9 protein-coding genes are annotated in these 13,736 nt (G+C 73.1%); 6 read left to right on the top strand and 3 right to left on the bottom strand.

Annotated features, from left to right (window positions below):
* Positions 1 to 11: 11 nt before the first annotated feature.
* The gene (locus AB852_RS05430; RefSeq protein WP_079184313.1) at positions 12 to 1,373 is read right to left on the bottom strand and encodes an N-acylneuraminate cytidylyltransferase; all 1,362 of its coding nucleotides are present in this window, start codon (positions 1,371 to 1,373) and stop codon (positions 12 to 14) included.
* Positions 1,374 to 2,029: 656 nt separating this feature from the next.
* Positions 2,030 to 3,331, bottom strand: a complete 1,302-nt coding sequence (locus tag AB852_RS05425) for a DUF6716 putative glycosyltransferase (RefSeq protein WP_073784071.1) — start codon at positions 3,329 to 3,331, stop codon at positions 2,030 to 2,032.
* A gap of 198 nt (positions 3,332 to 3,529) precedes the next feature.
* Here AB852_RS05425 and AB852_RS05420 point away from each other — a divergent pair, with 198 nt between their 5' ends.
* Genes AB852_RS05420 through AB852_RS05405 form a run of 4 tightly spaced genes read left to right on the top strand, consistent with a single transcriptional unit; the run spans position 3,530 to position 7,646 of the window.
* On the top strand, positions 3,530 to 4,507 hold the full coding sequence (locus tag AB852_RS05420; RefSeq protein WP_073784070.1) for a glycosyltransferase family 2 protein: 978 nt from the start codon (positions 3,530 to 3,532) through the stop codon (positions 4,505 to 4,507).
* Positions 4,504 to 5,946 (top strand): polysialyltransferase family glycosyltransferase, encoded by a 1,443-nt coding sequence (locus tag AB852_RS05415; protein ID WP_073784069.1) that lies wholly within the window; start codon positions 4,504 to 4,506, stop codon positions 5,944 to 5,946. The genes AB852_RS05420 and AB852_RS05415 overlap by 4 nt, the downstream gene beginning before the upstream one ends.
* The gene (locus AB852_RS05410) at positions 5,943 to 7,154 is read left to right on the top strand and encodes an acyltransferase family protein (RefSeq protein ID WP_079184312.1); all 1,212 of its coding nucleotides are present in this window, start codon (positions 5,943 to 5,945) and stop codon (positions 7,152 to 7,154) included. The genes AB852_RS05415 and AB852_RS05410 overlap by 4 nt, the downstream gene beginning before the upstream one ends.
* Positions 7,155 to 7,187: 33 nt before the next feature.
* Positions 7,188 to 7,646 (top strand): MarR family winged helix-turn-helix transcriptional regulator, encoded by a 459-nt coding sequence (locus AB852_RS05405; protein WP_073784067.1) that lies wholly within the window; start codon positions 7,188 to 7,190, stop codon positions 7,644 to 7,646.
* Between the two features lie 98 nt (positions 7,647 to 7,744).
* On the opposite strand, the gene leuE is transcribed toward AB852_RS05405, so the two are convergent.
* Entirely contained in the window at positions 7,745 to 8,410 is a 666-nt protein-coding gene (gene leuE / locus AB852_RS05400) for a leucine efflux protein LeuE (protein ID WP_073784065.1), read from the bottom strand.
* Positions 8,411 to 8,612: 202 nt separating this feature from the next.
* Here leuE and AB852_RS05395 point away from each other — a divergent pair, with 202 nt between their 5' ends.
* Complete coding sequence (locus tag AB852_RS05395; RefSeq protein ID WP_079184311.1) at positions 8,613 to 11,783, top strand: COR domain-containing protein; 3,171 nt, start codon at positions 8,613 to 8,615, stop codon at positions 11,781 to 11,783.
* 754 nt (positions 11,784 to 12,537) lie between these two features.
* Positions 12,538 to 13,587 carry a L,D-transpeptidase family protein gene (locus tag AB852_RS05390; protein WP_073784060.1) on the top strand — a complete coding sequence of 350 codons (1,050 nt, stop codon included), beginning with the start codon at positions 12,538 to 12,540 and terminating at the stop codon, positions 13,585 to 13,587.
* Positions 13,588 to 13,736: the final 149 nt, after the last annotated feature.

The following is a 13,736-nucleotide window of genomic DNA, read 5'->3' as shown; positions in this document are numbered from 1 at the left end:
GAGGGGTTCCTTTACCTGTCGGTGTGTACGTGGGTGGGTACGTGGTTCTGTACGTCGGTGGGTACGGACGGGACGGGGTGGTCGGGGGAGTCCCGGCGGCCCTGCGGGTGCCGGGGGGTGTGGGGGTCGAGGGACGGGCCGAGGAGCCAGGTGGCCAGCTCCCGGACCGCTCCGGCGCCGCCGGGCGCGGTGGTGACGGCGCGTGCGGCGCCGCGCACCACCTCGTGGGCGCTCGCGACGGCCACGGGCCAGCCGGCGACGGTGAAGCACGGGAGGTCGTTGACGTCGTTGCCCGCGTAGAGCACCCGCTGCGGGGCGATGCCCTGCTCGTCGCACCACTGCTTGAGCGCGAGGTCCTTGCGTTCGACACCGTGCAGGACGGCGATCCCCAGCTTGCGGGCGCGTGCCGCGACGACCGGATTGCGCTCCGAGGAGAGGATCAGCAGCGCCAGCCCGGCCTCGCGCAGGGCGGCGACACCGAGCCCGTCCCCCCGGTGGACGGAGACGAACTCCCGTCCGTCGGCGTCGATCAGCACCCGGTCGTCGGTCTGGGTGCCGTCGAAGTCGAGGACGACCGCGTCGATGTCCGCGCGGCCCGGCAGGGCGGCGGGGCGGTCCGCGTCGAGGAGCGGCGCGAGGGCGCGGGCCCGGGTGAGGTCGTGCGGGTCGTCGATCTCCAGGACCCGGGACGCGTCGGTGCGGACGAGTCGGGTGCGGCCGAAGAAGCGGTGGCGGTGCGCGCGGAAGCCGGGGGCGGTCATCGCGTAGGCGGCGCCGGTCTCCAGGAGGTCCTGGGGCCGGTCCTGGCGGCGCGGGCGGACGGACTTGTCGTGGTTGACGCCGTACCCGTCCCAGGCGGTGTCGCTGTCGCCGTCCCCGTCGCTGTCGCGCCAGACGAAGCCGTGGAAGGGGGCGACGGTCACCGCGGTGTCGGCGCCCTCGTCGGTGACGGCGGCGGCGACCGCGTCCAGGTCCCCGGGGGTGAGGAAGGGGCTGGTGCACTGGACGAGCACGACCACGTCCACGGGGTGTCCGTGGCGGGACTCATGGGCGTCCAGCGCGTGCAGTACGGCGGCCTCGCTGGTCGCGGTGTCGTCCGCGAGGGCGGCGGGGCGCACGACGACCTCCGCGTCTGCCGCACGGGCGGCGGCGGCGATCGCCGGGTCGTCGGTGGAGACGACGACGTGGGTGACGCGGGGTGCCGTGCGGCAGGCGTGGACGGCCCTGGTGACCAGGGGGATACCGCCGACCGGGGCCAGGTTCTTGGCGGGGACGCCCTTGGAGCCGCCCCGCGCCGGGATCACGGCGAGAACGACCTGCGGCCTTCGCGGCGTGCGCTGCGTTCGCTGCGCGGGGGCTGTTGTCGCGGTCATCGTCCGGTGCTCCTCGTCGTCCTCATATGCGTTTCCGGTGCCGGGCCCGTTTGTTCCCGTGCGGGTACTCGGTGGTGCGGCGCGGTCCCGTCCGGAGTGCGGTTCCGCAGCCGGAGAACCGGCGGCCAGGGGCGCCCCAAAGGGGCGCGGGGAACTGCGCACCCCCGGACAGCCCGCACAGGAACAAGTGCGCTCAGGTGCACAGACCTCAGGGGCGCGGGGAACTGCGCACCCCCGAACGGCCCGCACGGGAACAGGTACGCCGAGGTGCACAGACCTCAGGGGCGCGGGGAACTGCGCACCCCCGAACTGCCCGCACGGGAACAGGTACGCCGAGGTGTGGAACCCCGGCCGCGCGAGCGAAGGCGGCCTGCTGGGAACTGCGCACCCGCGAACGGCCCGCACAGGAACAAGTGCGCTCAGGTGCACAGACCTCAGGGGCGCGGGGAACTGCGCACCCCCGAACGGCCCCCACAGGAACAGGTACGCCGAGGTGTGGAACCCCGGCCGCGCGAGCGAAGGCGACCTGCGGGGAACTGCGCCCCCACGAAGTACGGGCCCCCGGACACCTACGCCGAGGTGTGGAACCCCGGACGCGCCAGCGAAGGCGAGGTGCGGAACCCCGGAGGCGCAAGCGAAGGCGACCCGCCGGGGGCTCACAGCTCCCCCATGCGACGGATCGCGGGCGCGACCCGCTGCACCCCGTGCCGGTAGGCACCCCGCGCGGCGCGCCGGACGACCCGCCGGACCGGCCCGGCGGACCCCGGGGACACCCGCGCCGCGCCGGGCAGCACCGCCCCGTCCACCGCGAGGTGGTACCGCCGCAGCACCCCGGGCAGATACCCGGGCGCGGTCGCGGCCGTGTAGTAGGGCGCGATCCCCCCGGGCCCCGCCCCGCCCCCCAGCCGCGCGATCCGCTCCCGCGCCGCGTCGTACGCCGCCTCGTACGAGCCGTCCGCCGCGACCCCCTGCCGTGCCACCCACCCGGGGTCCGCGACGGGCACCGCCCCCGCGTCGAGCGCGTCCCACGACATCAGGCAGCCGGACCCCACGAAGTGGTGGTTGCCCAGCGCCTCACGCACCCCGAGATCCGTGAGCACCGCCGTCGGCACCCGCCGGTGCAACGCTTCGAGCGCCGCCGTGGAACTCACCGTGACCAGCAGGTCCGCGCCGTCCAGCACCTCGCCCATGTGCCCGTACACCAGCCGCAGGTTGGGCGGCAGCCGCAGCGGTCGCGCGAGCTTCTGGTACGGGGTCTCCTCGATGTGCGTGGTGTGTTCACCGGGGCGCGAGCGCAGCTTCAGCAGCACCTCGCGGTCCGGGTGGCGCCGGGCGTGCCGGACCAGCCGTTCCAGCAGGTACGCGCGGCCGGCCCGGTCACCCGGTACGGAGGGCTGCGCGGCGAACACCACCCGGTACGGGTCGGCCGCCCGGTACGGTTCGCCGCCGAGGAACGGCAGCGCGACCTCGACCACCCCGGAGGCGTCCGCGCCGACGCCCTCGTACACCGCGCGGAACCGTTCCGCGTCCTGACGGGAGTTGGCGAGGACGAGATCGGCGCCGTGCCGCAGCAGGAGGCCGTCGGCCAGCTTCTCGTAGACCACCCCGACATAGCCGGTGACGACGACCGGGCGGCGTCCGGCGCCGCGCCAGGTGTGCGCGAGTCCGTGCAGCATCGCCTGGACCCCGCCGCCGACGAGCGCGAGGAGCACCACGTCGTACCGTTCCGCGGCCATCGTCCGCAGGAACCCCGCGGTGGTGACCTCGGTGAGGGAGTCCGCGGGGACGCCCACCTCCTGGAGCTGACGGGCCGTGGGCGTGGCGCGGCCCCGCAGCAGGAAGCCGTCGAGCCGGCCCCCGGGGACGAGGCGGCCCGCGGTGAGGGCGCCCCATTTCCATCGGGTGTCGGAATCGGCGAGTACGGCGACCCGCGGGGACTTCGGAGTACGTGAAGGCACATCGCAGACGCTAGGAAGCAATTCCGATGCGCGGCCCAACCGGAATGCAACAAAGGGTTAACAGCACACCGCCGAACGGGGAATCGGCCGCCGGGAAGCACAGGAACGCGTCCGGTTCACCGTTCCGCCGCGCGTCGTTCACCTGGTATCCGTTCCCGGGCCAAGACGAATGCCGGACCGGCGCCTAACGTCACTCGGGTGGTCAAGCTCTCCGTCATCGTGCCGTTCTACAACGTGCGGCAATACGCGCCCGACACCCTGCGGAGTCTGCGGGCGAACACCCGCGAGGACTTCGAATTCCTCCTTGTGGACGACTGTTCCCGGGACGGGACCCGCGACGTCCTGGAACGTGCCGCGCGGGACCTGCCCGGCGCGGTCGTCCTCGGGCACGAGCGGAACGGAGGTCTGGCCACCGCCCGCAACACCGGGATCGACGCGTCGCGCGGCACGTACCTCACGTTCCTCGACGGCGACGACTGGGTCGCCCCCGGCTATTACGCACAACTGGTCTCGTACATCGAGGCGTTGGGCTGCGACTTCGTACGGACCGATCATGTGCGGACGACCGGCCGCGCCCGCTCGGTGCAGCGGGTCCCCCATGGGCGGCGCGGGGAGGTGCTGCGGCCCCGGGACGTGATACTGCCCGCCGACCGGTCGACCCCGGTGGACTATCCGTACGCGTGGGCCGGGATCTACCACCGGCGGCTCGTGGACGGCGGACTCTTGCGTTTCACCGACGGACTGCGCACCGCCGAGGACCGGCCCTGGATCTGGCGGCTGCACCGCGAAGCGGAATCCTTCGCGATAGCGGGACTTCTCGGGGTGTTCTACCGGCGCGGGGTCGCCTCCTCGCTCACCCAGATCGGCGATGTACGGCAACTCGACTTCATCCGGGCATTCGACCAGGTGGTGGCGGAAACCGCCGCGGACCCGGAGGCGGAGAAACTGCTCCCGAAAGCGGTCCGCACCTATTGCGCGATCATTTCCCATCACCTCGGCCGGCTGGACAAGTTCGAACCACCGGTGGCGCGCGCCCTGAAGTCGATGAGCGCGGACGCGCTGCGCCGGATGCCCCAGCACGTCCTCGGCGCCACGCTGGACGGGATGGACCTCCAGCGCGCCACCCGGCTGCGCCGACTGCGCCGCCGCCCCCTGACCCCGGGAGCCGCCGCGTGACCACCCGAGTCCTCCTGGCGTCCACCCTGTACGGCGCCGCCACCCTCGCCGCCGCCCTCGACGCGGGGCGGCTGGCCCCGGTGGACCGCGATGTCCTACTGGTCTGCAACAACGCGGCCGTCCCCGAGACCACCCCCGCGCTCGACGGGACGCCCGGCTTCGGCCCGCTGCGCGACCGCTTCGACACGGTGGTCTCGTGGAACGCGACGATCGCCCCGTTCCATCCGGGCGGCTGGTCCCCGCGCGCGGACGACATCCCGCTGTGGGAGAGGTATCTGCGCCTCGCCTGGGACCTCGGGGACGACGACGTCGAACTCGTCGTGGAGTCCCTCCAGGTCAACCCGGCGCTCGCGGTGACCCGGATCTTCACCGGAGCCCCCGTGCACGTCTACGCGGACGGCCTGATGAGCTACGGCCCCACCCGCGACCGTATCGACCCCCTGGTCGGCACCCGGGTACGCCGGCTGCTGCACCTGGACCTCGTACCGGGCCTCGTGCCCCTGCTGCTCACCGAGTACGGCGTGCCCGCGGAGATCGTCCCGACGGACGCCTTCCTGAAGGTGCTCGCCGAACTGGACGACGCGGACGGCCCCGGCGTCCTGAAGGCCCTCGCCGGACCGGACGGCGAGGACGGCACGGACAGCGCGGACAGCCCGGACGGCCCGGACGGCCCGGACGGCCCCGGCCAGGAACCGACGGACGGCCCCGGGCCCGCGCTGCTGCTCGGGCAGTACCTGTCCGCGCTGGAGATCCTCACCCCCGACGAGGAGGAGGACCTGCATCTACGGATGCTGCGCGGCACGGTCGCGCTCGGGCACCGCCGGATCGTCTTCAAACCGCACCCCACCGCGCCCGCCGACCGGTCGCGCAGGCTGGAGGAGGAGGCCGGAGCGCTCGGCGCGCGGCTGACCGTGCTGGACACCCCGGTCCTCGCCGAGGTGCTGTACCGGCGGACCCGGCCCGCGCTCGTGGTCGGCTGCTTCTCGACGGCGCTGCTCACCGCGTCCGCGTTCCACGGTCTGCCGGTCGCCCGGGTGGGCACGGAGCTCCTGCTGGAGCGGCTCGCCCCGTACCAGAACAGCAACCGGGTCCCCGTCACCCTCGTGGACGCGCTGCTGCCGGAACTCGACGACCAGGACGCCGTCCGGGCCCAGGCCATGGACCGCTCCCCCGCGCGGACCGCGGAGCTGAACGACCTGGTGACGGCCGTCGGTTACGCGATGCAGCCGAAGCTGCACCCCGGCCGCCGCGCCGACGCCGAGCGGTATCTGAGCCGTCACCTCGACGAGCGGACCCGGCGCTACTTCAAGCGGCGCAGGCTCACCGCGCTCGGGCTGCCGGGCGCGCTCCCGGCCCAGTTCGCCTTCGTTCCCCGCAGCGCGGCCGTCCGCCGGGTCGCCCGCCGCGCGCGGGCCGTCAAGCGCGCCACCCTCGGATGAGCGCCACGACCGGGACCGCTCCCGGGCCGGTGCCGGCGGAGGGGGCGGTGCAGGTGAAGGGGCAGGCGCCGGTGGAGGGGGCGGTGCTGGTGAAGGAGCCGGCCGGGCCGCGTCCCGCGCGGGTCCCCCGGCTCCGGGCCCTGGACGGACTGCGGCTGCTCGCCGCGCTGATGGTCGCCGCCTACCACTACGGAGGCCGTGACGGTGAGGTCTCCACCGCCTGGGGCACCTCCCCGAGGCTCCAGTTCCCCACCGCGTCCGAATGGTTCGCCTACGGCTGCCTCGGGGTGCAGGTCTTCTTCGTGATCAGCGGGTTCGTGATCTGCATGAGCGGCTGGGGCCGCACCCCGCGCGCGTACCTCGCGTCCCGCGTGTCCCGGCTGATGCCCGCGTACTGGGCCGCGATCGTGCTGGTCACCGTCGTCTTCGCGCTGCCGCCCGTGGTGTACCGGGCGGTGTCCCCGAGCGACGCGCTGCTGAACCTCACCCTGCTCCAGCAGCCGCTCGGCGTCGACCGGGTGCTCGGGGTGTGCTGGACGCTGTGGGCCGAGGTCCGCTTCTACGCGCTGTTCGCGGTGGCCGTCGTCCTGCCCGGGGTGACCCGGCACCGGGTCGTGCTGTTCTGCGCGGTGTGGACGCTGGCGGCGGCGATGGCCCAGGCGTCCGGGGAACCGTTCCTGAAGACGCTGCTGATGCCGGAGTACGCGCCCTTCTTCATCGGCGGTATCGGTCTGTATCTGGTGCACCGCGACCGGCGGGACGCGACCGCCTGGGGCATCGTCGTGGTGAGCTGGCTGACCGGCCAGCACCACGCGGTGGCCGACCTGTGGCACGCCCCGGACCCGGACTTCTTCTCGTACCGTTCCGCCGGGGTGATCGTACTGATCGTGACGGCCGGGTTCGCGCTGGTCGCGGCGATCGCGCTGGGGTGGTTCTCCTGGGCCAACTGGCGCTGGCTGACGGTCGCGGGGGCGCTGACGTACCCGTTCTACCTGGTCCACGAACACCTCGGCTGGGTCGTGATCGGTGCAGTGCACCGCACCCTCGGCGTCCCCGCGTACGCGACCCTGCCGTTGACGGTCACCGCGATGCTGGCACTGGCGTGGCTGCTCAACCGCTTCGTGGAGGACAGGGCCACCCCGTGGCTGCGGAACGCGCTGACCTCGGGGGCACGGGTACGGGGAACGGGCACCGGGCAGGCTCCTTGACCTCAAGGTTGCTGGAGGTTCTACGGTCGCGGCATGGACTACTCGCACAACGACGAAGAACTCGCCACCCAGCCCATCGGTTACTGGGGCCGGGCGGCGTCCGACGCCGTGGTGGCCTATATCCGCGAGGGTCTGGCCACCCATGATCTGACCCAGCCGCAGTGGTGGGTCCTCAACCAGCTCGCGGAGTCACCGCAGGGCCGTGAACTCGCGGAACTCGCCCGGTTCCTCGGCGGCTACCTCGATGTCGGCGACCCGGCGATCGAGGAGGCGGTCGGGAACCTCGTCCACCGCGGCCTCGTCACCACCGACGACCACGACCGGCTGCACATCACCCCCGAGGGGGAGGCCCTGAAGGCCGCGGCGGTGAAGACCCAGACCGCGCGCCGTGAGGTCATCCACGACGGCGTCACGGACGAGGAGTTCGTCCGGGCCCTGAAGGTGCTGCAACGCATGATCCACAACGTGGACGGCAAGGCCTGGCACCACTGACCGCCCGCGCCGGACACCCGGCACCCGCAACCGGACCCGGCGCCGTACCCGGACCTGGCGCCGCGTCCCGGCACCCGGTCCGGCGCCGCACCCGGCGCCTACACCCCGGCGGTGGACAGCTTCGCCGCGAACCCGAGGAACAGCGCGCCCGCCAGCGTGGTCGCCCCGGCGGACAGCTTGCGGCGGCTGCGGAAGACGGCGGCGAGCCGGGAACCGCCGAAGATCAGCGCCGACAGATACAGCGCGCTCGCGACCTGGAGACAGGTGCCGAGCACGACGAACGTCACTGCGGGGTACGCGTACGCGGGGTCCACGAACTGCACGAAGAAGGAGATGAGGAACAGGATCGCCTTCGGGTTCAGCACACTGATCACGAACGCCCGGCGGAACGGCCGCTCGGCGGACGCCCCGGGCGCCTGCGCCGGGTCGGCCGCGTCCGCCCGCTCCGTACGGGCGTCCCGCTCGCGCCACATCGTCCACGCGGCCCGCAGCAGCCCGATCGCGAGCCAGGCGAGATACCCGGCGCCCACGAACTTCACGATGCCGAACAGCACGGCGTTGCTCGTGAGCAGCGAGGCGGCACCCGCGGCGGCCAGGACCATCAGCACGATGTCCCCGGCCCAGACCCCGGCGGCGGCGACATACCCACGCCGCACCCCCTGCCGGGCCGCGACCGACAGCACGTACAGCGAGTTCGGCCCCGGCAGCAGGATGATGAGGACGAGGCCCACGAGGTACGTGGGAAGGTCTGTGACACCAAGCATGAGCCGGAGTGTCGCATGAAATTACGACAATCAGACAGAGGCACGGGGGGTTGGGTGGGACACATGCCGCCCGCCTCCGAAGCGGGTCCGGTGTCCCGCTCCGCACCCGAACGGCCACGCGTTGTCAGTGGGTGCGCCTAGGTTGGTGGGTACGGGGGCGTGCGGGTCCCCGGGGGCGGGTTCACGGGGCGGGGGCGGACGTATGACGAGGGTCTTGGGGAGCGGGCGGGCGGCCGAGGAGGGCCGTACCACGGTCGAGTTGATCCAGGCGAGCCAGGAGTGGGGTGATCCGCTCCTGGACCTGTCCGGGGCCGGGCTGACGGAGCTGCCGGAGTCGATACGGGAGCTGTCCCACGTCACCACGCTGGCGCTGGACGACAACGATCTCGGCGAACTGCCCGACTGGCTCGGTGATCTGTCACAGCTCACCACGCTCTACCTGGCCGGCTGCGGGCTCACCACGGTCCCGGAGACCTTCGGCGGCCTCACCGGGCTCACGCACCTGTACCTCGACCGGAACCCGCTGGGCGTCCTGCCCGACCAGGTCACGGATCTCACCGCGCTCGTCCACCTGGACCTCACCGGCACCGGGCTCGTCGAACTACCGGCCCGGATCGCCCGTCTGCGGCACTTGAGTCGGCTTCTGCTCATCAACAATGGCCTCACCCGTCTGCCCGCCGAACTGAGCGGACTGACCGACTTGGAGTCCTTGTACCTCGGCTGGAACGGCCTGGAATCCCTGCCGGACTCCCTGGGCGAGCTCACCTCCCTGAGGCTGCTGGAACTGGAGGACAACCGTCTCATCGAGGTACCCGACTGCGTCACCCGGCTGCACGGCCTGGAGCACCTGTTCCTCAGCGCCAACCGTCTCACCTCGTTGCCCGACGGCATCGGCGCGCTGGAGCGGCTCACCGAGCTCCATCTGGAGGACAACCGCCTCACCACCCTTCCGACCACGCTGGGCCGACTGCGACGGCTGACCGTCCTGGGTCTGGAGGGCAACCCCCTGACCACCCCGCCGCCCGAAGTGGTCGCCGGTGGGACCAACGCCGTGCGCATCTTTCTGCGGGACCTCGGCCAGGACCCCGTCCGGCAGTGGGCGTCCAAGGTCGTCGTGGTCGGGGAAGGGCGGGTCGGGAAGACCTCGCTGCTGAAGGCGCTGCGCGGCGAGGCGCACGATCCGCAGGAGAGCACCACCCACGGGCTGACCGTCAGCGGGCTCGACCTCGCGCACCCCGATCCGCCGGACCCCGCCGAGCCGGTCACCATGCGGCTGGCGACCTGGGACTTCGGCGGGCAGGAGATCTACCACGCCACCCATCAGTTCTTCCTCACCGACCGGTCCCTGTTCCTGCTCCTGTGGGACGCGCAGATCGGCTGGGAGGCCAGCAAGCTCCACTACTGGCTCGACATGATCAAGGCACGGGCCCCGCACGCCCCGGTCCTGCTGGTGGCCACGCATCTGGGCCCGCGCCCGCCGGACCTCCCGCTGAGCGAGCTCCAGGAGACGTATCCCGGGCTGATCGTCGGCAGTCTGAGCGCGGACAGCGCGAGCGGGCGGGGCGTGGCCGAGGTCCTTGAGCGGGTCCGCCAGGAGGTCGCGCGGCTGCCGCTGATGGGGGTGGCCTGGCCGCGTACCTGGCTGCGCGCGGCGGAGGCGGTCCGCACGCACCCGGACGACCACGCCGCCCCCGAGGAGCTCGGCGAACTCCTCGCGGAGGCGGGCGTACGGGAGCCCTCGCACCAGTCCTCGCTGGTCGCCGCCCTGCACAGTCTCGGGGACCTGCTGCACTACCCGGACGACGAGGAGTTGTGCGATCTGGTGGTGCTGCGTCCGCAGTGGCTCACCGCGTACATCAGCCGGGTCCTGGACTCCGAGGAGGTGCTGAACGAGGGCGGGCTGTTCCGCCACACGTTCGGGAGCACGCTGTGGAGCGACGCGCCGCGTCCGCTGCGCCACCATTTCGTCCGGATGATGGAGAACTTCGACCTCTCGTACCGCACGGAGGACCGGACGGCGAGCCTGGTGGTGGAGCTGCTTCCGTGGAACCCGCCGCCGTTCCAGGAGGACTGGGACACCCACGGCGGGGCCGGGACCCGCGAACTGCGGCTGCGGTACCGGCTGCACACCGTCCCGCCGGGCATCCCGACCTGGTTCATCGCTCGGGAGCACCGCTTCTCGACCCCGCTGCGCTGGCGTTCCGGCGCGCTGCTGAGGCACCCGGACGGCGCGCACGCCGCGCTGATCACGGTCGACCGGCACGCGAGGACGGCGGAGCTGCGGGTGCGCGGCCCCTATCCGCAGGACTTCTTCGCGGTGCTGAAGGACGGGTTCGAGCAGACGCTCCAGCGCTATCCGGGGCTCGACATCACCCGGCTGGTGCCCTGCCCCACCCGGGACGGCGAGGGGCGGGCGTGCAGGCACGAGTTCCGTCATGAGCAGTTGGTGAACCGGCTGGCGATGGACCCGCCCCGGGAGCGCATCGAGTGCCCGGAGCATCTGGAGGACGTCGAGGTGCCGTATCTCCTCCAGGGCATCGAACGGCCCGGCGGGAGACGGTCGGAGGAGCTGCTGCGGCAGCTTGTGTCCAAGGTGGACTCGCTGGAGGTGGCAGGGCGCCGCCGGCATGCCGAGCTGAGCGCGCGGGTCGCGGAGCAGCAGCGGGGCTTTCTGCATTCGCTGCGCCGCGAGCAGAGCCGTCAGGAGGTGCTGTGCCCGAGCCTGGTGTGGGTGCGGCGGCTCTCGCGACGGGCCGCGGGGCACAAGCTGCTGCCCGGCGAGGTGTTCCAGCTCCATCTGTGCTGCGAGGCGCCCGGGGAGTGGCATCTCCTGGAGGGTGTGGAGCCGTACGAGCTCCCGGCGCGAAAGGAGTTCACCGAGACGGTCCTGCCGTATGTGCACCGCACGCTCCAGGTGCTGAAGTTCGTCGTCCCGGTGTTCGGCGCGTCCCTCGGGGTGGCGTCGGAGGGGCTGAGCAAGGCGATGAAGGACGACATGGATCTGATGAAGGCGCTGCTGGACGGGGCGCCGGGCGAAGCCGGGCGGCGGTTCGCCGACGGGGAGTCCCGTACGGCGGTCCGGGCCGCCGACCACGCGGAGTACCGCCGGATGCACGCCCTTCTCAAGGAACTCGACCCGGGGGAGGAGTGGGGCGGCCTGAGCAAGGTCACCACCCCGGAGGGCCCCACGTACTGGCTCTGCGCGGCCCACGCCCGCACCTACGAGCAGGGCTCCCGCGCGGTCCCGTACACCACCCCGGTACGGCTTCCCCATCAGCCGGCCGGTGAGCAAGCGAACGGAAGGCAGTCGCGCGGTGGCGAGTTGGGCCCTGGTGAGGGGGACGGCGACGCGGGCCGACGCGCCCCGGGGTGAGGGAACGGGGTGCGGGGGCGGGGTGAGGGCGAGGGGCGGCGGGTCCTGGATGCGCTCGTCCCGGTCCGTACGTGTGTGCCATCGGGTGACGTACGCCTTCAGGACATCGTTGCCAGGCGGTTCGGGGAAGCCCGCCGCCGGGCGTGCCCCGCTCCCCGGGGACGGGTGGGCGATGTGGCAGCGGCGGGGCGGCCGGGGTGGGGGCCGTCGGCGGGGTGGGAGACCTGGTGGGGCGGGATGCCGTGGAACCGGACGCGTGTGTCCTCAGGGGTAGGCGCCCCCAGGTGTGCGGGGAGGTTCCCGGCGCCCGGGTCGGGTGTGCGGGGCGCGGTCCTTCGGTCCGGCGGGCCCGTACCCCCGTTCGGCCGTCGGCCAGGAGTCCGGTGCGCGGGCCGTTCCCGCACCTCCGGGGGGTCGCGGTGGCCGATCCGGAGCCCGGCCCCGGGTGCGCGGACTCCCGGTGGACCCCCTCGCCGTCAACATTCGGCGCATGGCGCGAAACCGCCTGCGCCCGCAACCAGTTGGGGATGCGAGGCCTCTTGGTGAGCAGCCGGGGGCAGTAGATCGGAAGGCGATGGCCGTACGGCGGACCGGCCGGGCCGGAAGGGCGAACGGGCGCACGGAACGGACAGGACGGGGACGACGAACCGGTGGTCCGACAGCCGGTGGGAGTGTGGTCATGCGTCAGTACAGGGGTGAGGGCCGAAGCGGCCGGACCGCGGCCGACGGCGGACGGGTCCCGCCACCGGGAACCGTGGCCGCGGGCGGTCGGGTCGCGCCGCCGGGCGCGCGTACGCGGGCCTGGCGGACGTCCCTCGCGGTGGTCACCGCGACGGCGTTGGCGGGCGGCTGTTCCGCGTACGTCGCGGACAGCGGGGAGACCACGGTCAGCGACCGGCGGGGGCCGGGCGCCGCACCGGTCAGCCGGGCACCGGCGTACTCCCAGCCGAGGGGGGCGACGGCCGCGTCCCCGGGGAGCACCCCGTCCGGTACGGCGCACCCGGGCCGTACGGCGGCCCCCACCCGTCCCTCCGGCACCGCACCGGCCGACAACAAGCCGAGGCGCGGCACCCAGAGCCGGATACCGGAGGTGCGGGAATCCGGCACCGGGGACCCGGTGCCGGTCCCACCGCCCCGGCCGCCCCGGACGACCCGGGTACCGGCGCCCCCGGCGAGGGTGCTGTGGCGGCCGGGCGACCGGGGGCCGAAGGTCCGGGAGATCCAGGCCCGGCTCCGCCGGATCGCCTGGCTCCTCGAAGGGCCCAGCGGGACGTACGACGTGGCGACCACCACGGCGGTCCGGGGCTTCCAGGGCAAGCGGGGGCTGCCCCGCACCGGGACGGTCGACACCGTCACCTGGCAGCGGCTGACCGCGATGACACCGCGCCCGACCGACGACGAGCTGTACGCCGACGGGGGCCGCCCCGCCGACACCCCCGACCCGCGCTGCCTCACGGGTCGGGCCCTGTGCGTCAGCAAGACCTCGCGCACCCTGAGCTGGCTGATCGACGGCAAGGTCCGCACCACGATGGACGTCCGCTTCGGCGGCCGGGAGACCCCGACCCGCGAGGGCGCGTTCCGGGTGCTCTGGAAATCGCGTGACCATGTGTCGACGCTGTACGACACCCCGATGCCGTACGCGATGTTCTTCAGCGGCGGCCAGGCGGTCCACTACTCGTCGGACTTCGCGGCGACCGGCTACGGCAGCGCGTCGCACGGCTGCGTCAACGTCCGGGACAAGGCGGCGATCGCGGCCCTGTTCGAGCAGGTGCGCGACGGCGACAAGGTGATCGTCCACTGGTGACGGTGTACGTCACCGGGGGGATGTCACGGTGGCGCGGGCGGGACCGGGGGAACGTGTCCCGCCCGCGCCAGTGGCGACGAGCCGAAGGTACGGGGGGAACCCCGGCTCGTGCATGGCCGATGACCAGTCGGCCCACTTGATACTGCGCC

Origin of the sequence: Streptomyces uncialis (genome assembly GCF_001905345.1) — a bacterium.
Taxonomy (GTDB): domain Bacteria; phylum Actinomycetota; class Actinomycetes; order Streptomycetales; family Streptomycetaceae; genus Streptomyces; species Streptomyces uncialis.
This window is presented reverse-complemented; position numbering and strand designations above follow the sequence as displayed.

Coding starts and splice junctions, on each gene's coding strand:
- AB852_RS05430 (WP_079184313.1), bottom strand. CDS start 1,373: ATGACCGCGACAACAGCCCCCGCGCAGCGAACGCAGCGCACGCCGCGA.
- AB852_RS05410 (WP_079184312.1), top strand. CDS start 5,943: ATGAGCGCCACGACCGGGACCGCTCCCGGGCCGGTGCCGGCGGAGGGG.
- AB852_RS05405 (WP_073784067.1), top strand. CDS start 7,188: ATGGACTACTCGCACAACGACGAAGAACTCGCCACCCAGCCCATCGGT.
- leuE (WP_073784065.1), bottom strand. CDS start 8,410: ATGCTTGGTGTCACAGACCTTCCCACGTACCTCGTGGGCCTCGTCCTC.
- AB852_RS05395 (WP_079184311.1), top strand. CDS start 8,613: ATGACGAGGGTCTTGGGGAGCGGGCGGGCGGCCGAGGAGGGCCGTACC.